Source organism: Streptococcus sp. V940 (assembly GCF_054353495.1).
Map to the genome: position 1 here is coordinate 492,189 of NZ_JBTHHZ010000001.1, position 25,583 is coordinate 517,771.

A 25,583-nucleotide genomic window follows, 5' to 3' on the forward strand; every position below is an offset into this window, starting at 1 on the left:
TACATGCAATTTCCAGATGGATTTGTAAAAAAATACGAAACAATATTGGGAGATGAGGCAAGAGCTTTTCTTGCCTCTTTTGATGATGAGGCTGTTTCGGCTTTTCGTATCAACCCTTTAAAAGAAAGACAGCCTTCTTTTTCAGATGCTATTCCCAATACACTCTGGGGTTACTATGGCAAGGTTTCAGGGAAATCACCAGAGCATGTAACTGGCTTGGTCTATTCACAAGAACCTGCCGCACAAATGGTAGCTCAAGTAGCCCAGCCAAAGCCTGGAATGAAGGTCTTAGACTTGGCAGCGGCTCCCGGTGGGAAATCCACTCAACTGGCCTCCTACCTTGCAGGAGACGGTCTTCTTGTTTCAAATGAGATTTCAAGCAAACGATCAAAGATTTTAGTTGAAAATATGGAACGCTTTGGTGCGACTAATGTCGTTGTGACCAATGAATCTGCAGACCGTTTAGCCAAGGTTTTTAAAGGCTATTTTGACCTAATCGTTTTAGATGCACCTTGCTCAGGCGAAGGGATGTTTCGTAAACAACCTGATGCTATGGATTATTGGAGTGTCGATTATCCTAGTCAGTGCGCTAGTTTACAACGTGAAATTTTAGCAGATGCAGTTACTATGTTGGCTGATGGTGGTCGACTAGTCTATTCAACCTGTACCTGGGCGCCAGAAGAAAACGAAGAAATCGTCCAATGGTTACTGGATAGCTATAATTTTGAATTGATTCCAGTTGAACATATCAATGGAATGGTCCCCGGGATTGACTTACCTGAGACAGCTAGAATGTACCCACATCTCTTTAAGGGAGAAGGTCAGTTCGTGGGCCATCTTCAGTTTAAAGGTCAAAACAAGGCTGGGAAGTTCAAACCTACTAAATCCAATTTATCTCGTGAACAGCTTTCCTTATGGCAAGATTTTGAGAAGAAGCATCTTAAAGAAAAACTGACTGGTGTTCTACAAGTTTTCGGTGACCAGCTTTATCTCTTGCCAGAAATCCTACCAGATTTAGAAAAACTTAGAATTGCTCGTAATGGTCTTCATCTCGGAACTTTTAAGAAGAAACGTTTTGAACCAAGCTTTGCTCTTGGCCTGGCTTTAAAACCGAGTCAAGTAAAGCAAGTTATTGAGATTCATCAAGAAGATTTTGTCAAATACGTATCTGGTGAAACAGTTCAATTGTCTGAAACTCAGCAAAATGGTTGGTATCAAGTTTTAGTTGGTGGGAATGGTCTGGGCTTTGCAAAAGTGACCGGAAATACCTTGAAGAATTATTTCCCTAAGGGCCTGCGATTCAGGTGAAAAACTAGTCAAAATCAGTATTCTATGTTATAGTGGAAGTATGGATTTTTTGCATAGATCATTAGGAAAATAGGGCAAAATTCCAAGCTATTCATCATTATTTTCAAGGAGACAAATAGTGAAAAAATTTAAAAAACTCACCCTCTCTCTTGCAACTCTTTTACTTGCTGGTTCGCTAGCAGGATGTGCAAGTTGGATTGACCGTGGGGAGTCTATGACGGCTGTCGGTTCAACTGCCCTTCAACCTTTAGTCGAGGCGGCAGCAGATGAGTTTGCGTCAGCTCACATTGGTAAAACAGTCAATGTTCAAGGTGGTGGTTCAGGTACAGGTCTGTCTCAAGTCCAGTCTGGGGCGGTTGATGTTGGAAACTCTGATGTGTTCGCTGAAGAGAAAGATGGTATCGATGCGTCCGCGCTAGTTGACCATAAGGTTGCTGTTGCTGGATTAGCTGTCATTATTAATAAAGAAGTAGATGTCGATAATCTGACGACAGAACAACTTCGCAAAATTTTTACAGGTGAAATTACCAACTGGAAAGAAGTTGGTGGTAAGGATTTAGCTATTTCTATTATCAACCGTGCTGCGAGTTCAGGTTCTCGTGCTACCTTTGACAGCGTGATTATGGATGGAAAATCAGCAGTTCAAAGTCAGGAACAAGATTCAAACGGAATGGTTAAATCAATTGTTTCTCAAACGCCTGGTGCCATTTCTTACCTAGCCTTTGCCTATGTTGATGATTCAGTTGGGACTATCAAACTCAATGGGTATGAGCCAATCTCAGAAAATGTTACAACTAACAACTGGCCTTTGTGGTCTTATGAACACATGTATACCCTTGGTGAGCCAAATGAATTGGTAGCTGAATTTTTAAACTTTGTCCTTTCAGATGAAGCTCAGAATGGAATCGTAAAAGGAATGGGCTATATTTCTGTCAAGGAAATGAAGGTTGAAAAAGATGCTGCAGGTACTGTGACAGCGATAGAAGGGAGTCAATAATGAATCAAGAAGAATTATCAAAAAAATTGCTCTCTCCTTCAAAAAACTCTCGTCTTGAGAAATTAGGAAAAGGGCTAACCTTTGCATGCCTATCTTTGATTGTTATCATTGTGGCTATGATTTTAATCTTTGTAGCCCAAAAAGGTTTGTCGACCTTCTTTGTCAATGGTGTGAATATCTTTGATTTTCTTTTTGGTGCAACTTGGAATCCGTCAGGTAAACAATTTGGTGCCCTTCCAATGATTTTAGGTTCCTTTATTGTTACCATCCTGTCAGCTCTTATTGCAACACCATTTGCCATTGGTGCAGCTGTCTTTATGACAGAAGTGTCACCAAAAGGAGCTAAGATTTTGCAACCAGCTATTGAACTTCTAGTTGGGATTCCTTCGGTAGTTTACGGATTTATCGGTTTGCAGGTCGTCGTACCTTTTGTACGTAGTGTCTTTGGTGGAACAGGTTTTGGTATTTTATCGGGGATTTTCGTTCTCTTTGTTATGATATTGCCGACTGTAACCTTTATGACAACTGATAGCTTACGTGCAGTGCCTCGTCACTACCGTGAAGCAAGTTTAGCCATGGGAGCGACTCGTTGGCAAACCATTTGGCGTGTGACTTTGAAGGCTGCTCGTTCAGGTATTTTTACAGCTGTAGTCTTTGGTATGGCGCGTGCTTTCGGTGAAGCCCTTGCTATTCAGATGGTTGTCGGTAACTCAGCAGTTGTTCCAACTTCATTGACGACACCAGCAGCGACTCTGACATCTGTTTTGACCATGGGAATCGGTAATACCGTTATGGGAACTGTTGATAATAATGTTCTTTGGTCATTGGCCTTAGTATTACTTTTGATGAGCTTGGCCTTTAACAGTGTCATTAAACTGATTACAAAAGAGAGAGGAAAGAAAAACTATGCACGCTAAGAAATTAGATAAACTTGCAACAGCTGTCCTCTACACCATCGCAGGAATCATTGTGACCATTCTAGCTTCCTTGATTCTTTATATCTTGGTTCGAGGCTTACCTCATGTTTCTTGGTCATTCTTGACTGGAAAATCATCCTCCTATCAAGCAGGTGGTGGTATTGGGATTCAGCTCTATAATTCCTTCTTCCTTTTGGTGATTACTTTATTTATCTCAGTCCCTTTATCAATGGGAGCTGGAATTTACTTGGCTGAATATGCAAAAAAAGGTCGTGTTACCAATTTCGTTCGTACCTGTATTGAAATTTTGTCTTCTCTACCATCCGTAGTTGTGGGACTCTTTGGTTACCTCATCTTTGTAGTCCAGTTCGAGTATGGATTTTCGATTATTTCTGGTGCCTTGGCTTTGACCGTCTTTAACCTACCTCAGATGACTCGTAACGTTGAAGACAGTTTGAAGCACGTTCACCATACGCAACGTGAAGCAGGTTTGGCGCTTGGACTTTCTCGTTGGGAAACTGTCCTTCATGTCGTTATTCCTGAAGCCCTTCCAGGTATTGTAACGGGGATCGTGCTTGCATCAGGTCGTATCTTTGGTGAAGCTGCAGCCCTTATCTACACAGCAGGTCAATCTGCACCAGCTCTTGACTGGTCTAACTGGAATGTTCTCAGCGTAAGTAGTCCAATCTCAATCTTCCGTCAAGCAGAAACCTTGGCTGTCCATATCTGGAAAGTCAACAGTGAAGGAACTATTCCTGATGGAACACTTGTTTCAGCAGGTTCTGCAGCGGTGCTCCTAATCTTTATCTTAATCTTTAACTTTGGAGCACGTAAACTCGGAAGCTATCTACATAAGAAATTAACCGCAGCCTAAAGGAGAAGCCATGTCAAAATATAATTGGGATGAAAGGCATATTATTACTTTTCCAGAAGAAAAAGTGGCCCTCTCTACTAAGGATTTACATGTTTACTACGGTAAGAATGAATCCATCAAGGGCGTGGATATGCAATTCGAAAAAAATAAAATTACGGCCTTGATCGGACCGTCAGGTTCTGGGAAATCAACCTACCTACGTAGTCTCAATCGTATGAATGATACTATTGATATTGCTAAGGTTACAGGACAAATTCTCTATCAGGGAATCGACGTTAACCGCCCTGAAATCAATGTTTATGAAATGCGTAAACATATTGGAATGGTTTTTCAACGTCCAAACCCATTTGCTAAATCAATTTACCGCAACATCACATTTGCACATGAACGTGCAGGTATTAAGGACAAGAAAATCCTTGATGAAATTGTAGAAACCTCACTTCGCCAGGCTGCCCTCTGGGATCAGGTCAAAGATGACCTCCATAAGTCAGCCTTGATGCTTTCAGGTGGTCAGCAGCAACGTCTCTGTATCGCACGTGCTATTTCAGTTAAACCAGATATCCTCTTAATGGATGAGCCGGCATCAGCTTTGGATCCGATTGCGACAGCTCAGCTCGAGGAGACTATGCTTGAGTTGAAGAAGGACTTCACCATCATCATCGTGACCCACAGTATGCAACAGGCTGCGCGTGCGAGTGATTACACTGGATTTTTCTACTTAGGTGATTTGATTGAGTACGATAAAACGTCAAATATTTTCCAAAATGCCAAGCTACAGTCTACCAATGACTATGTAACTGGACACTTTGGTTAGAAAGGAAACAGTATGACAGAACCGATTTTACAGGTTTCAGACCTGTCTGTTTATTACAACAAAAAGAAGGCTTTGAATAGTGTTTCCTTATCATTCCAACCTAAGGAAATTACTGCCCTTATCGGTCCCTCTGGATCTGGGAAATCAACACTTCTAAAGGCTATTAACCGAATGGGTGACCTTAATCCTGAAGTGACGACAACTGGATCAGTGGTTTATAATGGGCACAATATCTATAGTCCGCGTACCGACACGGTTCAATTACGTAAGGAAATAGGGATGGTTTTCCAACAACCCAATCCCTTCCCCATGTCTATCTACGAAAATGTTGTTTATGGACTAAGAATTAATGGAGAGAAAGACAAGCAAGTCTTGGATGAAGCTGTGGAGAAAGCTTTACAGCGTGCTTCAATCTGGGATGAGGTCAAGGATCGCTTGCATGATTCAGCAATTGGTCTTTCAGGTGGACAGCAACAACGTGTCTGTGTAGCCCGTGTTTTGGCGACTAGTCCAAAGATTATCCTCTTGGATGAGCCGACCTCAGCCTTAGACCCTATCTCGGCTGGAAAAATCGAAGAAACCCTATATAGTCTTAAGGACAAGTACACCATGCTATTGGTTACTCGTTCCATGCAGCAAGCATCTCGAATCTCTGATAAAACAGGCTTTTTCCTCAATGGAGATTTGATTGAATTTAACGATACCAAGGAAATGTTCCTCTACCCTCAACATAAGGAAACTGAGGACTATATTTCAGGTAAATTTGGATAAGGAGAGAAAAGATGTTACGATCTCAATTTGAAGAAGATTTAGAGAAATTGCACAACCAATTCTACGCTATGGGACAAGAAGTTCTTTCCCAAATCAATCGTACAGTACGTGCCTTTGTCACCCATGACCGTGACTTAGCAAAGGAAGTTATCGAAAAAGATGCAGATGTCAATGAATATGAATTGAAACTTGAAAAGAAATCATTTGAAATTATTGCCCTTCAACAGCCAGTTTCACAAGATCTGCGTACAGTTTTAACCGTTCTAAAAGCTGTTTCTGACTTGGAGCGTATGGGAGACCACGCTGTATCTATCGCTGAAGCAACTATTCGTATGAAGGGTGAAGAGCGTATCCCAGAAGTTGAAGAAGAAATTAAAAACATGGGACGTGATGTGAAAGATTTTGTAGAAACAACCCTCGAACTTTACCTAAACGGTTCAGTTGATAAGGCCTATGAAGTTGCAACCATGGATGAAAAAATCAACCATTACTTTGAAAATATTCGTGATTTGGCAACTGAAGAAATCAGAAAGAATCCAGATGCTATCGTCACAGGTCGTGATTACTTCCAAGTGATTTCTTACTTGGAGCGCATCGGCGACTATGCAAAAAATATCTGTGAATGGGTTGTTTACTTTGAAACAGGTAAAATTGTAGAATTGTAAAATTGATTAAATATACACAAAAAGGAGCTTAATAATGAATAAAAGCTTCTTTTTTTGTTTAATAAAATGAAAAAATAAATAAATATTAAATTTATACTTGACAAACGAGGTTTGCTGAGTTATAATTATACAAAATTGACAGAGAGGTTGTTTATTTATGAAATTAAAAAAATGGATATTTGTCTTATGTAGTTTTCTTGCAAGTTTCTTTTTAGTAGCTTGCCAGTCATCTAGCTCAAGCTCACAGTCTGCAGTAGAAGCAATCAAACAAAAAGGTAAATTAGTTGTCGCAACTAGCCCAGACTATGCACCATTTGAGTTTCAAGCACTTGTGGATGGCAAGAACCAAGTCGTAGGTGCTGATATTGATATGGCACAAGCTATCGCTGATGAACTTGGAGTGAAATTAGAAGTTTCCAGCATGAGTTTTGATAATGTCTTGACCAGTCTTCAAACAGGGAAAGCAGATTTGGCCATTGCGGGAATCAGTGCAACCGAAGAAAGAAAAGAAGTCTTTGATTTCTCAATTCCTTACTATGAAAACAAAATTAGCTTCCTAATCAGAAAAACTGATCTTGAAAAATACAAAGATTTAGATTCTCTAGCAAGTGCAAATATTGCAGCTCAAAAAGGAACTGTCCCTGAATCTATGGTCAAAGAGCAACTTCCTAAAGCGCAGTTGACTTCATTGACAAATATGGGAGAAGCTGTTAATGAACTTCAATCAGGTAAGGTTGATGCTGTTCATATGGACGAGCCAGTAGCCCTCAGCTATGCCACAAAAAATTCTGACTTGGCTGTCGCAACAGTAAGCTTAACTATGAAAGAAGGCGAAGAAAATGCAGTTGCTATCAAGAAAGGCAACTCAGATTTGAAGGAAGTAGTTGATAAGGTTATTCAAAAACTGAAAGATGACGGTACTTATCAAACATATCTTGAAAAAGCTGCCAAGCTAACAGAAGTAGAGCAATAAAAAATAACAGAGGCTGGGACAAAAGTCCTAGCCTCTCAATTGTCATTGGATTATCAAGCAAGACGCAGTGGTTGAGTGGGCTCTACTACGCTGATTTCATCAGCTTTTACAGCCTTACTCAACTGTGCGGAGGTGGGACGACGAAATCGAATTCTAACGAATGACCGATTTCTGTCCCACTCTCTGTTTTTAAGTAGTTTAAAGTTGTTTCAAGATTTTCTAAAGGAACCTTAGCAAATTGATAAGGGCAAGTCTCAATGTAGGACGATTCGAAAAAGTCTAGATTTAAAGAGCTATGTTTGAGGCTTGCAATTTTAGGATAGTTCTTAAGGTCAAGCAAGACACCGTCATGAAGCGGATAGCTCGGTAGGGAAATGGGATAAGCTTTTAAAAGTTTCTGAACCTGATCCTGACTTTTCTCTTGCAGTGCCAATCTTGCTACTCTATTTTTTTCAAAGAGTTGACTATCAATATAGAGAGATAAAGCCTTTTGCATAATGAGGTTGTTATCATAGTCCAGAATGTTTTTATAAGAGACAAAAGCTTCTTTCATAACATTTGGAAGTATGAGAGCAGTGATTCGAAGTGCAGGGAAAATACTTGTTGAAAAAGACTTGATGTAGATCACCAAATCATTTTGGTCCAAATAATGAAAGGTTTGTCCCATTTTAGGATCTAGATCTCCCAGATAATCATCTTCAACGATATAAATTTGATATTTGGCTGCTAGATCAAGGATAGCACGTTTCTCCTCTTCAGAATATGAATGACCAAGCGGATAGTGGAATCGAGGAATGGTGTAGAAAAATTTAATGTTACCACTTTTAAAATGTTTCTCAAGTTCTTTCAGGTCAATGCCATCCACGCGACGTTCAATGGTTTGATAGGGAATATTTTGAGCCAGCAGAAGTTGGTTCATTCGGTGATAGGTTGGTTGTTCGACAAGTATTTCTTGGCCCTTTCCTGGAAAGTCAATTTGAGAAAGAATAAACAGTGCTTGTTGGGTTCCAGTTGTCATGACTAATTGATCGGAATTACTATAGATAGCTTGGTCAAACAGTAGTTTCTGAACAGACTTTCGTAATTCTTCTAAACCCTCTTGGTGTTCATAGTAGTTGTAGAGATAATTTTCTCGACCGATCAAGCTTTCATTGACACAAAGACGAAAATCATCATAGGCAGCAGCATGTTCGTCATTGACCGAGATAACGAGGTCTTCGTGGCTAGCTTGTTGTTCTAAAACATAATAGCCACTTTGAGGTTTGGAGTAAATGTATTTCTCGTATCGGAGTTCCAAAAGTGCACGCTGCACAGTATCTTTACTACAGTGGAAGTCTTGACTGAGTTTTCGGATAGAAGGTAGACGACTTCCTGTTTGAAGTTTTCCTGATTCAATCTCTTCTTTTAGATAGTGAACAACTTGTTCGTACTTACTTTCTTGCTTCATTCCAGACCTCTCTTGATTTTGTTACATTGTACCCTTTTTTTAGTTGTTTGGCAATGTTATACTCTTCGAAAATCTCTTTAAACCGCGTCAACGTCGCCTTGCCGTATGTATGTTACTGACTACGTCAGTTCTATCCACAACCTCAAAACAGTGTTTTGAGCTGACTACGTCAGTTCTATCCACAACCTCAAAACAGTGTTTTGAGCTGACTTCGTCAGTTCCATCTACAACTTCAAAACGGTGTTTTTAGCAACCTGCGGCTAGTTTCCTGGTTTGCTCTTTGATTTTCATTGAGTATTAAAAGGCAGTCTAGCATTCAATTCTAATCAGAAATGTGATATACTTAGTAAGTAAAATTTTCAAAGAATAGTGAGATGATGAAGGTGCAAGAACCAGTGAAATTATTCCAATACAATACTTTGGGAGCTTTGATGGCAGGACTTTACGGCGGGACCATGACAGTTGGTGAGTTACTTGAACATGGAGATTTAGGGCTAGGAACCTTGGACTCTATTGATGGGGAGTTAATTGTCTTAGATGGTAAAGCCTATCAAGCTAAGGGTTCGGGTGAGAAGCCTGAAATCGTTGAAGTTTCACCAGACGCGCTGATTCCCTATGCAGCAGTTGTACCCCACCAGGCAGAAGTTATTTTCCGCCAGCGTTTTGAAATGACTGATAAGGAACTAGAAAAACGTATTGAATCCTACTATGATGGAGAAAATCTTTTCCGTTCGATTAAGATTCATGGTGATTTTAAACACATGCATGTTCGCATGATTCCAAAATCGACAAGCGAAACGAAATTTGCTGAGGTTGCGACTCATCAGCCTGAATATAGAGCTGAAAATGTGACAGGGACTATTGTTGGTTTATGGACACCTGAAATTTTTCATGGTGTCAGTGTCGCAGGCTATCATTTGCACTTTATTTCCGATGACCTAACCTTTGGAGGTCATGTCATGGACTTTGTCATCAAGGAAGGAATCGTAGAGGTTGGAGCTGTCGATCAGTTGGATCAACGTTTCCCAGTCCAGGATCGTCAGTACCTCTTTGCTAAGTTCAATGTTGATGAGATGAAAAAAGATATCGATCAGGCTGAATAAAAGGAGAAAAGTATGAAAATTCATGTAATAATCACAATGATAGCTTTATTTGTATTTCTCATAGCTGCCATTTGGTTCTCAAAAAAGAAGTACAAGATTAACCTTTCAGTTTTAGGACTTGGGGCAGTTGCATTTTTTGTCTCATCTCAGGTCTTAGAGAAAATCGTTCATCTCTTGGTTCTTCATCCACAAAAGGATGGGACAGTTCCACTCATGACGGGAAATCCCCTTCTCTATGTGATTTACGGGATCTGTATGGCTGCTTTGTTTGAAGAAACGGCTCGACTTGTCTTTTTTAAATGGTTAGAGAAGAAGAGAGCTTTGAAAGATTCGGATGCCCTCGCCTATGGACTTGGTCATGGTGGCTTGGAATTGCTCTACCTCGGAATGGGAAGCTTGATTAGTCTTTTGATCCTCTTTTCGTTATTAGAGTCTTCAAATCCAGATTTGGCAACTCTCCTTCCCAAAAATACACTTGAAACAGTACAATCTCTATCTGGATGGCAGGTTTATTTACTCGGTGTTGAACGTGTGCTTGCTCTTGTTATGCAAATTGGTCTCTCTTTCTGGGTTTATCAAGCAGTCCGTCAAAAGAATTGGATTTATCTAGTAGCTGCTTATGGTCTACATGCCCTATTTGATTTGGCTCCAAGTCTATCTCAGGTTGGTTGGATTTCAAATCCGCTTCTTGTTGAAGGATTGTTAGCAGTGGAAGTTGTTCTATTTGTATACTTTACAAAAACTATCTTGTATAGAAAATAATCATGCAAAAGAGGTCTGACCTCTTTTTTACTTGTGTGAATAAAAAAGCTTTTCAAATCGTCGAAAAAAATCGCTAAAAATGGTATAATGGAATGAATTTTATAAAAGGATAAGAAAGATGACTGTATTAGAAAAATTAAAAGAAACATTAGAAGGAATTGATATTCGATTCGATGAGCCATTGAAAACTTATACCTATACCAAAGTCGGAGGGAAGGCAGATTACTTAGCTTTTCCTCGCAATCATTATGAGATGGCCCGTGTGGTTAAGTTCGCTAATCAAGAAAATATCCCATGGATGGTTCTTGGAAATGCCAGTAATATTATCGTCCGAGAAGGCGGAATTCGTGGCTTTGTCATTATGTGTGACAAGCTCAACAATGTTTCAGTCGATGGTTACACCATTGAAGCAGAAGCGGGAGCTAACTTGATTGAGACCACTCGAATCGCTCTACGCCATAGTTTAACAGGATTTGAGTTTGCCTGTGGAATTCCAGGAAGCGTCGGTGGTGCTGTATTTATGAACGCTGGTGCTTATGGAGGTGAGATTGCTCATATTTTGCAGTCTTGCAAAGTATTGACCAAGGATGGGGAAATCGAGACTTTATCAGCCAAGGACTTAGCCTTTGGTTACCGTCATTCAGCTATTCAAGATTCTGGAGCAGTTGTCTTATCAGCAAAATTCGCCCTTTCTCCTGGGAATTATGAGACCATCAAACAAGAAATGGAGCGCTTGACCCACCTTCGAGAACTCAAACAACCTTTGGAATATCCATCATGTGGTTCTGTCTTTAAACGTCCAGTCGGGCATTTTGCAGGACAATTGATTTCAGAAGCTGGTTTGAAGGGCTACCGTATCGGTGGTGTAGAAGTCTCAGAAAAACATGCAGGCTTTATGATTAATGTTGCCGATGGGACTGCTCGAGATTATGAAGACTTAATTGAGTCTGTTATCGAAAAGGTTAAAGAACATTCAGGTGTTACCCTAGAGCGAGAAGTTCGTATCTTGGGTGAGCACGAATAACATTATTATTACACATTATACAAAGATTGGGATTCTTTCGCTAGATATGGTTTGGGTCAATTCCTTACAGTTATTGCTAGCATTTTACAAGGTCCCAATCTGTTAATTTACGAAGAAAAAGGAATTTAGAGGAATTGAAAAAACCAATTATCGAATTCAGAAACGTTTCTAAAGTTTTTGAAGATAGTGACACTAAGGTTCTCAAGGATATTAACTTTGAGTTGGAAGAAGGAAAGTTCTACACGCTTTTGGGAGCTTCTGGTTCAGGAAAATCAACCATTCTCAATATTATCGCCGGTTTGCTGGATGCAACGACGGGTGATATTTTACTGGATGGCGTGCGAATCAATGATATCCCTACTAATAAGCGTGATGTTCATACGGTTTTCCAATCTTACGCCTTGTTCCCGCACATGAATGTCTTTGAAAATGTTGCCTTTCCATTGCGATTGCGTAAGGTCGATAAAAAAGAAATCGAAAAACGTGTCTTAGAAGTTCTCAAGATGGTACAGCTTGAAGGATATGAAAAACGTTCTATCCGTAGGTTATCTGGAGGACAACGTCAGCGTGTAGCTATTGCGCGTGCAATTATCAACCAGCCTCGAGTGGTGCTCTTGGATGAGCCTTTGTCAGCACTTGACTTGAAGTTGCGGACAGACATGCAGTACGAACTGCGTGAACTGCAACAACGCTTGGGTATCACCTTTGTCTTTGTTACTCACGACCAGGAAGAAGCCTTGGCCATGAGTGACTGGATTTTCGTTATGAATGACGGTGAGATTGTTCAGTCTGGGACACCAGTTGACATCTACGATGAGCCTATCAACCACTTTGTTGCAACCTTCATCGGTGAATCAAATATCTTGCCAGGGACCATGATTGAGGACTACTTGGTCGAGTTCAATGGCAAACGATTTGAAGCGGTCGATGGTGGGATGAAGCCAAATGAACCGGTCGAAGTCGTGATTCGTCCAGAGGACTTGCGCATTACTCTTCCAGAAGAAGGAAAACTTCAAGTTAAGGTCGACACGCAGCTATTCCGTGGAGTGCACTATGAGATTATCGCCTATGACGAACTTGGTAACGAATGGATGATTCATTCGACTCGTAAGGCCATCGTGGGTGAGGAAATCGGTCTGGACTTTGAGCCAGAAGATATCCACATTATGCGTCTCAATGAAACAGAAGAAGAGTTCGATGCTCGTATCGAAGAATACGTAGAAATCGAAGAGCAAGAAGCTGGGCTAATTAACGCTATCGAGGAGGAAAGAGATGAAGAAAACAACCTCTAAACTCTTTGTAGTGCCCTACATGCTTTGGATCGCCCTCTTTGTATTGGCACCCTTGGTCTTGATTTTTGGACAATCATTTTTCAACATCGAAGGCCAGTTCAGTTTAGATAATTATAAATCTTACTTTGCGTCACAAAACTTGACCTATCTTAAAATGAGCTTCAACTCTGTTCTCTATGCAGGGATTGTGACTCTAGTGACGCTTCTTATCAGTTATCCAACAGCCCTCTTTTTGACTCGTCTCAAACACCGTCAACTCTGGCTCATGCTGATTATCCTTCCAACCTGGATTAACCTACTGCTCAAGGCTTATGCCTTTATCGGGATTTTTGGTCAAAATGGCTCTATTAACCAATTTCTAGAATTTATCGGAATCGGTTCTCAGCAGTTGCTCTTTACCGATTTCTCCTTTATCTTTGTCGCAAGCTATATTGAGCTTCCATTTATGATTTTGCCCATCTTCAATGTTTTGGATGATATGGATCACAATCTCATCAATGCCAGTTATGACCTCGGTGCAACTAAGTGGGAAACCTTCCGCCATGTCATCTTCCCCCTTTCTATGAATGGAGTGCGAAGCGGAGTCCAATCTGTCTTTATCCCAAGTTTGAGTCTTTTCATGTTGACTCGTTTGATTGGGGGGAACCGAGTGATTACCTTGGGGACTGCTATTGAGCAAAACTTCTTGACCAATGACAACTATGGTATGGGTTCAACTATCGGTGTGGTTCTTATCCTGACTATGTTTATCACTATGTGGGTGACTAAGGAAAGGAGAGAACGATGAAAAAATTATCAAATCTTTACCTAGCCTTTGTCTTTATCGTCCTCTATTTGCCAATCTTTTACTTGATTGCTTATGCCTTCAATGCTGGGGATGATATGAATAGCTTTACAGGCTTTAGTTTGACTCACTTCGAGACTATGTTTGGTGATGGAAGGCTCATGCTGATTTTGGTGCAGACCTTTTTACTAGCCTTTCTATCAGCCTTGATTGCGACTGTTATTGGGACTTTCGGCGCCATTTACATTTACCAATCACGTAAAAAGTACCAAGAAGCTTTTCTATCTCTCAATAATATCCTCATGGTTGCTCCCGACGTTATGATTGGTGCTAGCTTCTTGATTCTCTTTACCCAACTCAAGTTTTCACTTGGTTTTCTGACGGTTCTTTCCAGTCACGTAGCCTTCTCGATTCCTATCGTAGTGCTCATGGTTCTGCCTCGATTGAAAGAGATGAATGGAGATATGATTCATGCGGCCTATGACCTTGGAGCTAGTCAGTTCCAGATGTTCAAGGAAATTATGCTTCCTTACCTAACGCCGTCTATCATCGCAGGCTACTTTATGGCTTTCACCTATTCATTGGATGACTTTGCCGTGACCTTCTTTGTAACCGGGAATGGTTTTTCAACCCTCTCAGTCGAGATATACTCTCGGGCTCGTAAGGGAATTTCGCTGGAAATCAATGCTCTTTCAGCCTTGGTCTTTCTCTTTAGTATTATCCTAGTTGTCGGATATTACTTCATTTCACGTGAGAAGGAGGAACAAGCATGAAACGACTCTATTCATTTTTAGCAGGAATTTTAGCCATTATCCTCGTCTTGTGGGGGATTTCCTACCATTTGGACAGTAAAATCAATAGTCGTGATAGTCAAAAACTGGTTATCTACAACTGGGGAGACTATATCGCTCCTGAACTTCTGGAGAAATTTACGGAAGAAACAGGAATCCAAGTCCAGTACGAAACCTTTGACTCTAATGAAGCCATGTACACGAAAATCAAGCAGGGTGGGACAACCTATGATATTGCCATCCCAAGTGAGTACATGATCAACAAGATGAAGGATGAAGACCTCTTGGTTCCACTGGATTATAGTAAAATTGAGGGAATTGAGAATATCGGTCCAGAGTTTCTCAACCAGTCCTTTGACCCAAATAACCAGTACTCTATCCCATACTTCTGGGGGACTTTGGGAATTGTCTACAATGAAACTATGGTAGAAGAAGCACCTGAACATTGGGACGACCTCTGGAAACCAGAATACAAGGATTCTATCATGCTCTTTGATGGGGCGCGTGAAGTGCTTGGTTTAGGTCTTAATTCACTAGGCTATAGCCTTAACTCAAAAGATCCTCAACAACTGTCACAAACGGTTGATAAACTGTATGAGCTGACTCCTAATATTAAGGCAATTGTGGCGGATGAGATGAAGGGTTACATGATTCAGAACAATGCTGCTATCGGTGTGACCTTCTCAGGAGAAGCCAGCCAGATGCTGGAAAAGAATCCAAACCTCAAATACGTTGTACCGACAGAAGCAAGTAACCTCTGGTTTGACAATATGGTTATTCCTAAAACGGTCAAGAACCAGGATGCAGCCTATGCCTTCATCAACTTCATGTTGAAGCCTGAAAATGCTCTCAAGAATGCTGAGTATGTTGGCTACTCAACACCAAACAATGCTGCCAAGGAAATGCTCCCAGAGGAGACAAAAGAGGACAAGTCCTTCTATCCAGACGCAGATACGATGAAACACCTAGAAGTTTATGAGAAGTTTGACCATAAATGGACAGGAATCTACAGTGACCTCTTCCTACAATTTAAGATGTATCGGAAGTAGTGGCTTTCCAACTGTCGTAAATAATTTCAATTAAAGTAAAACAAAACAAAACCTAGCTATGAGTAACTAGTAAAGTTTCTATAGCTAGGTTTTATTATTGTTCCAAGTGCTAAGTAGTAATAATTTGTGAATCGTGTTATAATTTTTCTAATCATAAGGAATTTATCTTTTCATAAAAAAGTGATTTGGAAAGTATTTGTAGGAGTATTATGTCTATTTCGTTTACTTATTGTGGAGTTGCTTGCGGAGTCATTTCTTTAGATGATAAATTTTATATCGGAATCGATCCAGATTTATCGCCAAAAGGTACTTTGGTCCAGTTCAAAGGTTTTCTATCTGAGAAAAAGACCGATGTTTATCATGATAAATCTCTTCTTAATAAAGTTGATGTATGGCTAATAACTCACGGTCATCAGGATCATTTAGATGATGTTGGCAAGAGATACCTGAAGGACAAAACGATCATTTCTCCTAACAGAAAAATTACAGAAGGATTGTCATGTTTAAAAAATATGGTTTTAAAATGGGGAGAAGAGCAACATTTTTCTGTTGATGAGTATCAAATTGTTATTAAAGCTATACCAGCTTTTCATGCGAGTAATTTTATAATGCAAAAAATAGTTGGGAAAGTTAATGGTTATCAAATAACAATCACAAGGCCATTGCAAACTAAAATAATCTACTTTACAGGTGACACAATTTTATATCCAAGATTGACTGATTTTGTTCCCAAAAACATAGATGCTATTTTTGCAAATCTTGGAGCCGTTAAATCAGATTCATTTGGTGGTCCATTCACAATGAATTTAAAGATGTTACAGCAATTAGAATCTATACTTCAGCCCCGAAAAATCTATCCAATTCATATTGACGATTATAGTCATTACCAGACAACAAAAAAAGAAGTTGAAGATGCTAAATATAAAACTCTTTCTGTAGGCGAGACGATTAGCATCTAGTTTTCAGAATTTATTGCTTGATGCAGTATCTTTAAGATGATAAATCTTGACGAACCTTTCTAAAAACGGTATAATACTAGAGTTGAGAATTGATTTTCTCTCCATCTTAGTCCAGAGAATTGGCGGTGCTGCGAGCCATCTAAGATAGAAAATCATGCTACTCGATTGTAACAATTGCATAAGAATCAAGAATGACAAGTTCATTGAATGAAGGTGGTACCGCGGTTTTTCGCCCTTCGTGATATGGATTTGTCTTTTATTTTTGGAGGTGCTTATGAGAACATTTCTTGTCAAACAAAAATTTCGCCTAGGTGGTGAACGCTTTGATATCAAAGATGAAATGGGCAATGTCGCCTACCAGGTTGAAGGTTCATTTTTTCAGATTCCAAAGACCTTTACCATCTATGATGAAGCGGGTGAGCAGGTTAGTGAGATTAGTAAAGAAATCTTGACCTTCATGCCACGCTTTGAGATTCAACTGAGTAATGGAGATCGTTTTTATATTCGGAAGAAGTTGACTTTCTTCAAAGATAAGTATGAGTTTGACAATCTCGGTCTTCGTATCGAAGGAAATATCTGGGATTTAAACTTTAAGCTCTTCGATGATCGTGATCAAGTGATTGCGGATATTGCTAAGGAACTTTTCCATTTCACTTCTACCTATACCGTGACCGTCTACGACGAATCTTATGCAGATCTAGTCATTTCCCTCTGTGTCGCTATCGACTATGTAGAAATGCTAGAAAGTCAATCAAATTAGTAAAAAGGAGACATCATGAAACAATTATCTAGTGCACAAGTCCGCCAAATGTGGCTTGATTTCTGGGCGACCAAAGGTCACTCAGTAGAACCATCTGTTAGCTTGGTTCCAGTAAATGATCCAACCCTTTTATGGATCAACTCTGGGGTAGCAACGCTTAAAAAATACTTTGACGGGACCATTATCCCTGAAAATCCACGTATTACCAATGCGCAAAAGGCTATCCGTACCAACGATATCGAAAACGTAGGGAAGACTGCGCGTCACCATACTATGTTTGAAATGTTGGGAAACTTCTCTATCGGGGATTACTTCCGTGATGAAGCCATTACCTGGGCTTATGAGCTCTTGACAAGTCCAGAATGGTTTGACTTCCCGAAAGACAAACTCTATATGACCTACTACCCAGCAGATACGGATTCATACAACCGCTGGATTGAAGTGGGAGTGGATCCAAGTCACTTGATTCCAATCGAAGACAACTTCTGGGAAATTGGTGCTGGACCTTCTGGACCAGATACAGAAATCTTCTTTGACCGTGGGGAAGCCTTTGACCCAGAAAATATTGGTATTCGCCTTCTCGCAGAAGATATCGAAAATGACCGTTACATCGAAATCTGGAACATTGTCTTGTCACAATTTAACGCGGATCCAGCAGTCCCTCGTAGCGAGTACAAGGAATTGCCACACAAGAACATTGATACGGGTGCTGGTTTAGAGCGTTTGGTAGCCGTTATCCAAGGTGCTAAGACTAACTTTGAAACTGACCTCTTCATGCCAATCATCCGTGAAGTTGAGAAATTGTCTGGTAAGGTCTACGACCAAGATGGCGACAACATGAGCTTCAAGGTTATTGCGGACCATATCCGTTCATTGTCGTTCGCTATCGGTGATGGTGCCCTTCCTGGAAATGAAGGTCGTGGTTATGTCCTTCGTCGTCTCCTCCGTCGTGCCTCTATGCATGGTCAAAAATTGGGCATCAATGAGCCTTTCCTTTACAAACTGGTTCCAACTGTTGGTAAAATCATGGAAAGCTACTACCCAGAAGTCCTTGAAAAACGTGATTTTATTGAAAAAATCGTCAAGAGCGAAGAAGAGTCATTTGCTCGTACCCTTCACTCAGGTCAACACTTTGCAGAAACAATCGTAGCAGATTTGAAAGAAAAAGGCCAAACGGTTATCGCTGGTCAAGATGTCTTTAAACTCTACGATACTTATGGATTCCCAGTGGAATTGACAGAAGAAATCGCTGAAGAAGCGGGTATGACAGTCGACCGTGAAGGTTTTGAAGCAGCCATGAAAGAGCAACAAGAACGTGCGCGTGCATCAGCTGTCAAAGGCGGATCCATGGGGATGCAAAACGAAACCCTTCAAAACATTACTGTTGAGAGTGTCTTCAACTACAATGCTAGCCAATTGTCCTCTAAGTTAGTGGCTATCGTAGCAGACAATGCGGAAGTAGAAGCTGTTTCAGAAGGAACTGCATCATTGATCTTTGCAGAAACTCCATTTTACGCTGAAATGGGGGGACAAGTAGCTGACCACGGACAAATCTTGGATGCTGCTGGAAATGTCGTAGCGACTGTAACAGACGTTCAAAAAGCGCCAAACGGACAAGCTCTCCATACCGTTGAAGTTCATGCTCCACTTGCTTTGAACCAAGAATACACCTTGGCAATCGATACCAACCGTCGTCATCGTGTCATGAAAAACCACACAGCGACTCACTTGCTCCATGCAGCTCTTCACAATATCCTTGGCCACCATGCAACTCAAGCAGGCTCACTCAACGAAGTAGAATTTCTTCGCTTTGACTTCACTCATTTCCAAGCGGTAACCCCTGAAGAATTGCGTGCTATTGAACAACAAGTCAATGAAAAGATCTGGGAAGCCATTGCAGTGGAAACTGTTGAGACAGACATCGACACAGCTAAAGAAATGGGTGCTATGGCCCTCTTTGGTGAGAAATACGGTAAGGAAGTCCGTGTTGTAACGATTGGTGACTACTCAGTTGAACTTTGTGGTGGTACTCACGTAGGTAACACTTCTGAAATTGGTCTCTTCAAGATTGTTAAGGAAGAAGGGATCGGATCAGGAACTCGTCGTATCTTAGCAGTGACTGGTAAGGAAGCCTTCGAAGCTTATCGTGAACAAGAAGATGCACTGAAAGCAGTCGCAGCAACCTTGAAAGCCCCTCAACTCAAAGAAGTACCTCACAAAGTTGAAGGACTTCAAGAACAACTCCGTCAATTACAAAAAGAAAATGCAGAATTGAAGGAAAAAGCTGCAGCAGCAGCGGCAGGTGATGTCTTCAAGAATGTTCAAGAAGCAAACGGCCACCGTTACATTGCGAGTCAAGTTTCTGTTTCAGATGCAGGTGCTCTTCGTACCTTTGCAGATAACTGGAAGCAAAAAGACTACTCAGACGTCCTTGTTCTTGTCGCAGCCATCGGTGACAAGGTCAACCTTCTTGTAGCTAGCAAGACAAAAGACATCCACGCAGGTAACTTGGTTAAAGAATTAGCTCCAATCGTTGATGGACGTGGTGGTGGTAAACCAGACATGGCCATGGCAGGAGGAAGCAACCAAGCCAAGATTCAAGAATTATTGGATGCAGTATCAGGTAAATTGTAAACAGAAAATCTACCAATTTTGGTAGATTTTTTGCTTGTAATAGATACTTTTCTTTAACGAATTACAAGATAAAAAACTTTCTTAGAGAAATAAAATTCATCATTAGAATGAACAGTTGCTAAAGAAACAATGCATTCAAGACACATAAATATAAAAAAAGTGTTCACCAGGTATAAAAAATGTATAATTTTTGTAGATTATTTTTCTCAATTGTGATAAAATTAACTTGAGCCATTGTGTTTCAATTAATATAAAGGAGAAAAAAGATGAAAAGGAAAACGTCCTTATGGAAAACCTTTTTGAAGAAAGGTTTTGCCCTATTCACCATATTGATGATGCTAGGACAAATGAGCCAAGGAACTGTATCGGTTCTGGCTAAAGAGCTAGCAGTAGGAGATAATGGTGCCTTAGATGTTAGCCTCTTGTATGGTGATAAACAAGACCATCCTGGTGGGATGGCCTATAGTACGGGTGACACGATGTCTGGGTACATCCAGATTACACCTAAAAATTTGACAACAGACCTTGATGATGTTGCTGTGAATCTAGTGTTACCAGGGAAATACCTGGATGAGGTTAATATTCCCGATTTCAATAGTAGTTCGCAACATGATGCACCCGTTGTGACCAAGGTAGGAGATGACTACCATGTAACTCTGCATTTTACGAACTACCAAAAATCTGAGGTTTTAACCCTACCATTCATCGCCAAGTTTAAGTTAGGATTTCCTCCGACCAACTACTCGATGGATATTACAGGGATGTTCAATATCAACGGTGCTGAGACTGCTTTAAATAGTATCACTTGGAAACCTCAATACAAGGACTATATCTTAACCAAGTTTGTCAATCAGAACTATGATGCGACCATGTCCAGAGACTATGCGGAAGCATCTCCAGGGATTGTAACTGGAGCAGATGGAAAAAAGTACATCGAAAAAACTACTTCGGTTCCGTTTGCCTTCTTGTTAGATGGGATGCGTGGACAGTACAATGGTGCCTATCGTCAGTTAGAATCTGCAACGATCACAGATAAGCTCCCCACCTATACTGACAAAGATGGAAAAACTCGTACAGCCGTTCTAGATACAGAAAAATCAGAAGGCTGGGTTGATAACGGAGACGGAACTGTATCAAAAACTTTTGTAGCAGATGAAAATAAAAATGTTCAAAGTTACCACTCAGATTTGATGCAAAAGATTCAAGACAAGAGTTTCTTGTACTTGAAATTCCCTGATTTGGTCATGGAAAAAGACCAAACTTTAGAGGATGTCTTGGTTAAAGATTTGACCAACACTGCGTCTGTAGTGGGGATTCCTGCAGAACGTGGGGAGGGAGAACCGGATGTAACGGCTGAAGATTCTCTCATCTTCCGACTCACTTCACGTGATTTGGAAGGTAAAGGAGCTTTTGCCAAACAAGCAGAAGGCAATGTCTACGACTCGACAGACTACAAGTCAGCCAATTATAAGTGGTTATTGAAATACAATAACATCACTCCATTTGCTCAAAAGAATATTGTCTTTTATGATGAGCAAGTGGACTCACGCTTGAAGTTTACTAAGATAGAATATACTCGTATGATGATTGGAATCTATGGAAATGGACCTTTGATCAATCAATACGTGAAGCGCATCATCCTTACAATGGAAGATGGTTCGACCAAAGAAATTCAACCAGAGGCAGACAAGGATGGATTTGGAAGCACTGATTTGACTAAATATGGTACAGTTGTCGGATGGAGACTGGAGATGAAAGACGACTTCGAGCTTCCATCGGGTCAAGGGATTTATATTTCTACCTATACAGCCTTCAAGGATCCAGAAAAGACTCATATTGATCAGAATGATGATACCAAGAATGCCTATGAAAATACCGGACGGATTACTTACAAAACCCAGTCAGGGGCAGAAAGAGATCAATCTGCTAAATGGCAGTTCAAACTGCTTCCATTGACAGAAAATGTTAATCTGACCAAGAATACAGATTATAACAATGTCCAATTCACAGATGGAAAAACCATTCGTTTTGCCCTATCTGCCGATAATGTTCGCTTGGATCCAGGTAAGGACTACAAGGATTTGCGAGTCATTGACCTCTTTGATCCAAATACCTTGGACATTGACTTCAATTACCTAGATCAATATTTTGATAAGAACGGTCGCTATTATAGCCCTTGGTATAAATCCTATGAGGTCATCGAAAACTACCACAACTCTGGACGTTCTGCCTTGATTTTCCACTTGGATCAGAAGGAATTTATCAAACGCTCTCTAGAGACTGGTGGTCAAGTTCGTTTACCATTTATCTATACTAAGCTTAAAGGTAAGGATGACGGTGGAATCTTTACCAACCATATCTATATGGCAGGAGAAGGACTTTGGGATTTAGAAACTGCTAACCCTAATAAAGTTGCAGTAGATAACTTTGATTTAAATAACAATGGTTCTACAACGGATAAAATCCCACATGCAGAATCAAACTATACCATCGTTGCTGCTGAGGGTGTTTATTCTCGTAAGTTTATTGCCAAGAATGACGATCTGTCTGACGCATCAACAGTAACTCGTACCTTTAAACCAGGGGAAACCTTTAATTATAAATTAACAATCAAAAATAATACAGATACTCCTGTTGAAAATACTGTTATTTTTGATGCCCTTCCAAAAGTAGGTGATGTCAATACACTTGATGCTTCAGCCCGTAAGACAGAATACACTGTAAGTCTTCGCGGTCCTATCACTGCGCCAGAAGGATGGACAGCATACTACACAACAGATACCACAGTTACATCTAGTACCATGGCACAAGCTGCAGATAAAGATATTTGGTCAACAGATATCACAGACTTTAGTAAAGTAACAGGAATTAAGATTGTTGCTAACGAAGGAACCACTATTGGTGCTCGTAGTCAAGTAGATATTGCTGTACCTGTTGTCAATCCAAGTGAATTGACAGACCAAGTTAAGCAATTGATGCTAGATCGCACAGAAGATAACAAGGATAATGGTGGTCGTTCAGGTGTCGTACAAGCTCATAACCAATTTGGTTATAAGGCTAAAGGCCATGAAGGAAACCGTGAGTCCAATACAGTAACTTCTCAAATTTTTGGCGCTAGCTTCCATGTGAAGAAAGTTGATAAAGACGATACTAGCAAGGGATTAGCTGGTGCTGAGTTCAATTTATTGGATGCTAGTGGTGCAGTCCTTGCGACCCAAGTTTCTGATAAAGATGGAAATGTTGCTTTTACAACCTTAACAGAAGGAACTTATACTCTTAAAGAAACTAAAGCACCAACTAATTATAAGTTGGATGAGACTGAACATGCAGTCGTGGTGACCTACGATGCAGATCAACAAATCTATCATGTCACAATTGACGGAGAAGCTATTGGTTCAAAAGCTTCACCAAAACTAATCACAAATGAGAATGATATCAAATATCTCAATCTAGAAGCGACTAAAGTTTGGGATGACCAAGACAACGTAGAAGGTCTTCGTCCTGAATCCATCGAGTTCCAATTGTACAAAAATGGAAAAGCAGAAGGCAAACCAGTAGCACTTTCAGCAGGAAGTGACTGGAAAGTAACCTTTAGCAATCTTCCAGATAAAGATAGCAATGGTAACCTTATCAGCTATACAGTAAAAGAAGTTAAAGTGCCAACTCTTTACACAGTTGATAAAGAAGAAGCTCAGTTTGTAGATGGAAAAGCAACAATTACCAATAAGCGTACTCCTGAAACAACAGAAGTAACTGTGAAAAAAGTTTGGGATGATGCTAAAAATCAAGACGGTCTCCGTCCTGCTAGTATTACAGTTCATCTCTTAGCGAATGGTGAGAAAGTCCAAACAGCAACAGTTTCTGGTGAGGGTGAAACATGGAGTTATACCTTCACAAACCTACCAGTCTATAAAAAAGGTCAAAAAATCATCTACACTGTGACAGAAGATACTGTAGCAAACTACTCAACAGCTATCGACGGTACAACTATCACAAACACTTACAAACCAGGTAAAACTAGTTTAACAGTGACTAAGAAATGGGATGATGCCAACAACCAAGATGGCCTTCGTCCAAAGACTATCAAGGTACAACTCTATGCCGATGGTCAAGAATTAGGTAAAGTAGTAGAGCTTTCTGAAGACAACAAATGGACTTACACCTTCTCTAATTTGGATGAGAAAAAAGATGGCAAAGCTGTTCAATATACAGTGAAAGAAACAGAAGTGCCAGAAGGTTATACTCAAACGGTTGAAGCAACCAATCCAGGTCAGGTAGTGATTACGAATAGCCACACTCCTTCTAAGACTAAAGTTCAAGTAACTAAGAAATGGGATGATGCCAACAACCAAGATGGTATTCGTCCAGCAGCAATTACGGTTAGACTCTATAAGGATGGTGCACCTACAGACCAGACTCTTGAATTGTCAGAAGCTAATCAATGGCATGGAACCTTTGAAAACCTTGATGTAAATGCAGCTGGTAAGGCTCTTAACTACACTGTAAAAGAAGAGAATGTCCCAGAAGGCTATACCCTTTCAATCGATGACAAGGATCCAGCTCATCCTGTCTTGACCAATAAGCATGAACCAAATGTCACTCAGATCCAAGTAACTAAGAAATGGGATGACGCTAATAACCAAGATGGCCTACGTCCAAAAGAAATTCGTGTCCAATTGTATGCGGGTGATCAAAAGCTAGGCAAGGAAGTTGTCTTGTCTGCAGACAATAAATGGACTCATACCTTTGAGAAACTTGCTGAAAAAGCAAACGGACAAGAGATTCACTATTCTGTGAAAGAAGTGGACGTTCCGGAAGGTTACACTGTAACAGAAGAGAGCAAGGAGAAGGGCGATGTCGTCTTGACCAACACGCACACTCCAAGTACGGTGGATATTCCAGTCACTAAGATCTGGGTGGACAATGACAACCAAGATGGTCTTCGTCCGGCTAAAATCACTGTGAAGCTTCTGGCCAATGGCGGAGAAGTGGCTCGCAAAGATATTACAAGCGAGACCGATTGGAAAGAAACCTTTACTGGCCTTCCTAAGTTTAAGGATGGCAAGGAAATCGTCTACACCCTTCAAGAAGAAAAGGTTGAAAATTATTCACCAAGCATTGACCAAGAAAACTATACTATTACCAATACGCACACTCCAGGTAAGACCACCCTCTCTGTAACCAAACAGTGGGATGACCAAGAGGACAAAGATGGCCTTCGTCCGAAGAGTGTGAAAGTGCAACTTTATGCGGATGGTAAGAAATCTGGTGAAATCATTGAATTGTCAGCTGAGAACAAGTGGACTCATACCTTTGCGGATTTGGACAAAAATGTCAAGGGCAAAGCTATCACCTACACGGTGGAAGAAGTCGATGTTCCAACAGGTTATCAAGTGACGAAAACCGATGACGGTCAAGGTAATGTTGTTCTGACAAATAAACATGAACCAAGTATTCCTCCAACTACAACAACTGAAGAACCGAAAAAGAAAGTTGAGTTGCCAAATACTGGTTCGACTGAATCTATTCTTAGCCTAATCTTAGCTCTTGCTGGAGTTAGCCTTGCAGCTTATCTGCTTAAAAAGAAGAAAAATTAAGAGTAAGCTTCAATAAAATCTTGTTTAAGAATCCAAAAAAATAAGAGGTTCATAGGGCCTCT

General features: G+C 40.4%; 20 protein-coding genes. 19 read left to right on the forward strand and 1 reads right to left on the reverse strand.

What is annotated here, in order from left to right:
* Positions 1–3 precede the first annotated feature (3 nt).
* From ACXYSM_RS02585 to ACXYSM_RS02620, 8 genes are all read left to right on the forward strand, one after another.
* Complete coding sequence (locus ACXYSM_RS02585; protein WP_458634252.1) at positions 4–1,308, forward strand: RsmF rRNA methyltransferase first C-terminal domain-containing protein; 1,305 nt, start codon at positions 4–6, stop codon at positions 1,306–1,308.
* 118 nt (positions 1,309–1,426) lie between these two features.
* Positions 1,427–2,305, forward strand: a complete 879-nt coding sequence (locus tag ACXYSM_RS02590) for a phosphate ABC transporter substrate-binding protein PstS (protein WP_458634253.1) — start codon at positions 1,427–1,429, stop codon at positions 2,303–2,305.
* Positions 2,305–3,222 carry a phosphate ABC transporter permease subunit PstC gene (gene pstC / locus ACXYSM_RS02595; RefSeq protein WP_006150773.1) on the forward strand — a complete coding sequence of 306 codons (918 nt, stop codon included), beginning with the start codon at positions 2,305–2,307 and terminating at the stop codon, positions 3,220–3,222. The genes ACXYSM_RS02590 and pstC overlap by 1 nt, the downstream gene beginning before the upstream one ends.
* Positions 3,212–4,096, forward strand: coding sequence for a phosphate ABC transporter permease PstA (pstA, locus tag ACXYSM_RS02600; protein ID WP_006153485.1), 885 nt, complete (start codon positions 3,212–3,214; stop codon positions 4,094–4,096). Before pstC ends, pstA begins: the two co-directional genes overlap by 11 nt.
* 10 nt (positions 4,097–4,106) lie before the next feature.
* Entirely contained in the window at positions 4,107–4,910 is an 804-nt protein-coding gene (pstB, locus tag ACXYSM_RS02605; protein WP_223334188.1) for a phosphate ABC transporter ATP-binding protein PstB, read from the forward strand.
* A 12-nt stretch (positions 4,911–4,922) separates the two neighbouring features.
* Positions 4,923–5,681: a phosphate ABC transporter ATP-binding protein PstB gene (pstB, locus tag ACXYSM_RS02610; protein ID WP_458634254.1), complete on the forward strand. Its 759-nt coding sequence runs from the start codon at positions 4,923–4,925 to the stop codon at positions 5,679–5,681.
* An 11-nt stretch (positions 5,682–5,692) separates the two neighbouring features.
* Positions 5,693–6,346 carry a phosphate signaling complex protein PhoU gene (gene phoU, locus ACXYSM_RS02615; RefSeq protein ID WP_414312492.1) on the forward strand — a complete coding sequence of 218 codons (654 nt, stop codon included), beginning with the start codon at positions 5,693–5,695 and terminating at the stop codon, positions 6,344–6,346.
* A 157-nt stretch (positions 6,347–6,503) separates the two neighbouring features.
* Complete coding sequence (locus ACXYSM_RS02620; RefSeq protein WP_458634255.1) at positions 6,504–7,319, forward strand: ABC transporter substrate-binding protein; 816 nt, start codon at positions 6,504–6,506, stop codon at positions 7,317–7,319.
* A 118-nt stretch (positions 7,320–7,437) separates the two neighbouring features.
* Here ACXYSM_RS02620 and ACXYSM_RS02625 read toward each other — a convergent pair whose 3' ends face one another.
* Positions 7,438–8,766, reverse strand: coding sequence for an aminotransferase-like domain-containing protein (locus ACXYSM_RS02625; RefSeq protein ID WP_458634256.1), 1,329 nt, complete (start codon positions 8,764–8,766; stop codon positions 7,438–7,440).
* Positions 8,767–9,140: 374 nt separating this feature from the next.
* On the opposite strand from ACXYSM_RS02625, the gene budA reads away from it, so the two are divergent.
* The 11 genes from budA to ACXYSM_RS02680 all read left to right on the forward strand — a co-directional run bounded on the left by budA (position 9,141) and on the right by ACXYSM_RS02680 (position 25,521).
* Positions 9,141–9,869 carry an acetolactate decarboxylase gene (budA, locus tag ACXYSM_RS02630; RefSeq protein ID WP_458634257.1) on the forward strand — a complete coding sequence of 243 codons (729 nt, stop codon included), beginning with the start codon at positions 9,141–9,143 and terminating at the stop codon, positions 9,867–9,869.
* 12 nt (positions 9,870–9,881) lie between these two features.
* Complete coding sequence (locus ACXYSM_RS02635; protein WP_458634258.1) at positions 9,882–10,631, forward strand: YhfC family intramembrane metalloprotease; 750 nt, start codon at positions 9,882–9,884, stop codon at positions 10,629–10,631.
* A gap of 118 nt (positions 10,632–10,749) precedes the next feature.
* Complete coding sequence (gene murB, locus ACXYSM_RS02640) at positions 10,750–11,655, forward strand: UDP-N-acetylmuramate dehydrogenase (RefSeq protein ID WP_458634259.1); 906 nt, start codon at positions 10,750–10,752, stop codon at positions 11,653–11,655.
* A 134-nt stretch (positions 11,656–11,789) separates the two neighbouring features.
* A complete protein-coding gene (locus ACXYSM_RS02645; RefSeq protein ID WP_368909656.1) occupies positions 11,790–12,947 on the forward strand; it encodes an ABC transporter ATP-binding protein in 1,158 nt (385 codons plus the stop codon).
* Complete coding sequence (locus tag ACXYSM_RS02650; protein ID WP_458634260.1) at positions 12,928–13,734, forward strand: ABC transporter permease; 807 nt, start codon at positions 12,928–12,930, stop codon at positions 13,732–13,734. The genes ACXYSM_RS02645 and ACXYSM_RS02650 overlap by 20 nt, the downstream gene beginning before the upstream one ends.
* On the forward strand, positions 13,731–14,504 hold the full coding sequence (locus ACXYSM_RS02655; protein WP_447263351.1) for an ABC transporter permease: 774 nt from the start codon (positions 13,731–13,733) through the stop codon (positions 14,502–14,504). Before ACXYSM_RS02650 ends, ACXYSM_RS02655 begins: the two co-directional genes overlap by 4 nt.
* A complete protein-coding gene (locus ACXYSM_RS02660; RefSeq protein ID WP_441348346.1) occupies positions 14,501–15,571 on the forward strand; it encodes an ABC transporter substrate-binding protein in 1,071 nt (356 codons plus the stop codon). Before ACXYSM_RS02655 ends, ACXYSM_RS02660 begins: the two co-directional genes overlap by 4 nt.
* Positions 15,572–15,780: 209 nt before the next feature.
* Positions 15,781–16,530: an MBL fold metallo-hydrolase gene (locus ACXYSM_RS02665; RefSeq protein WP_458634261.1), complete on the forward strand. Its 750-nt coding sequence runs from the start codon at positions 15,781–15,783 to the stop codon at positions 16,528–16,530.
* Positions 16,531–16,804: 274 nt separating this feature from the next.
* Positions 16,805–17,290: an LURP-one-related/scramblase family protein gene (locus tag ACXYSM_RS02670; protein WP_458634262.1), complete on the forward strand. Its 486-nt coding sequence runs from the start codon at positions 16,805–16,807 to the stop codon at positions 17,288–17,290.
* Positions 17,291–17,305: 15 nt separating this feature from the next.
* The gene (alaS, locus tag ACXYSM_RS02675) at positions 17,306–19,924 is read left to right on the forward strand and encodes an alanine--tRNA ligase (RefSeq protein ID WP_458634263.1); all 2,619 of its coding nucleotides are present in this window, start codon (positions 17,306–17,308) and stop codon (positions 19,922–19,924) included.
* A gap of 266 nt (positions 19,925–20,190) precedes the next feature.
* Positions 20,191–25,521, forward strand: a complete 5,331-nt coding sequence (locus ACXYSM_RS02680; protein ID WP_458634264.1) for a Cna B-type domain-containing protein — start codon at positions 20,191–20,193, stop codon at positions 25,519–25,521.
* The last annotated feature ends 62 nt before the right edge of the window (positions 25,522–25,583 follow it).

Coding starts and splice junctions, on each gene's coding strand:
- ACXYSM_RS02585 (WP_458634252.1), top strand. CDS start 4: ATGCAATTTCCAGATGGATTTGTAAAAAAATACGAAACAATATTGGGA.
- pstC (WP_006150773.1), top strand. CDS start 2,305: ATGAATCAAGAAGAATTATCAAAAAAATTGCTCTCTCCTTCAAAAAAC.
- pstA (WP_006153485.1), top strand. CDS start 3,212: ATGCACGCTAAGAAATTAGATAAACTTGCAACAGCTGTCCTCTACACC.
- pstB (WP_223334188.1), top strand. CDS start 4,107: ATGTCAAAATATAATTGGGATGAAAGGCATATTATTACTTTTCCAGAA.
- pstB (WP_458634254.1), top strand. CDS start 4,923: ATGACAGAACCGATTTTACAGGTTTCAGACCTGTCTGTTTATTACAAC.
- phoU (WP_414312492.1), top strand. CDS start 5,693: ATGTTACGATCTCAATTTGAAGAAGATTTAGAGAAATTGCACAACCAA.
- ACXYSM_RS02620 (WP_458634255.1), top strand. CDS start 6,504: ATGAAATTAAAAAAATGGATATTTGTCTTATGTAGTTTTCTTGCAAGT.
- ACXYSM_RS02625 (WP_458634256.1), bottom strand. CDS start 8,766: ATGAAGCAAGAAAGTAAGTACGAACAAGTTGTTCACTATCTAAAAGAA.
- budA (WP_458634257.1), top strand. CDS start 9,141: ATGATGAAGGTGCAAGAACCAGTGAAATTATTCCAATACAATACTTTG.
- ACXYSM_RS02635 (WP_458634258.1), top strand. CDS start 9,882: ATGAAAATTCATGTAATAATCACAATGATAGCTTTATTTGTATTTCTC.
- murB (WP_458634259.1), top strand. CDS start 10,750: ATGACTGTATTAGAAAAATTAAAAGAAACATTAGAAGGAATTGATATT.
- ACXYSM_RS02650 (WP_458634260.1), top strand. CDS start 12,928: ATGAAGAAAACAACCTCTAAACTCTTTGTAGTGCCCTACATGCTTTGG.
- ACXYSM_RS02655 (WP_447263351.1), top strand. CDS start 13,731: ATGAAAAAATTATCAAATCTTTACCTAGCCTTTGTCTTTATCGTCCTC.
- ACXYSM_RS02660 (WP_441348346.1), top strand. CDS start 14,501: ATGAAACGACTCTATTCATTTTTAGCAGGAATTTTAGCCATTATCCTC.
- ACXYSM_RS02665 (WP_458634261.1), top strand. CDS start 15,781: ATGTCTATTTCGTTTACTTATTGTGGAGTTGCTTGCGGAGTCATTTCT.
- ACXYSM_RS02670 (WP_458634262.1), top strand. CDS start 16,805: ATGAGAACATTTCTTGTCAAACAAAAATTTCGCCTAGGTGGTGAACGC.
- alaS (WP_458634263.1), top strand. CDS start 17,306: ATGAAACAATTATCTAGTGCACAAGTCCGCCAAATGTGGCTTGATTTC.
- ACXYSM_RS02680 (WP_458634264.1), top strand. CDS start 20,191: ATGAAAAGGAAAACGTCCTTATGGAAAACCTTTTTGAAGAAAGGTTTT.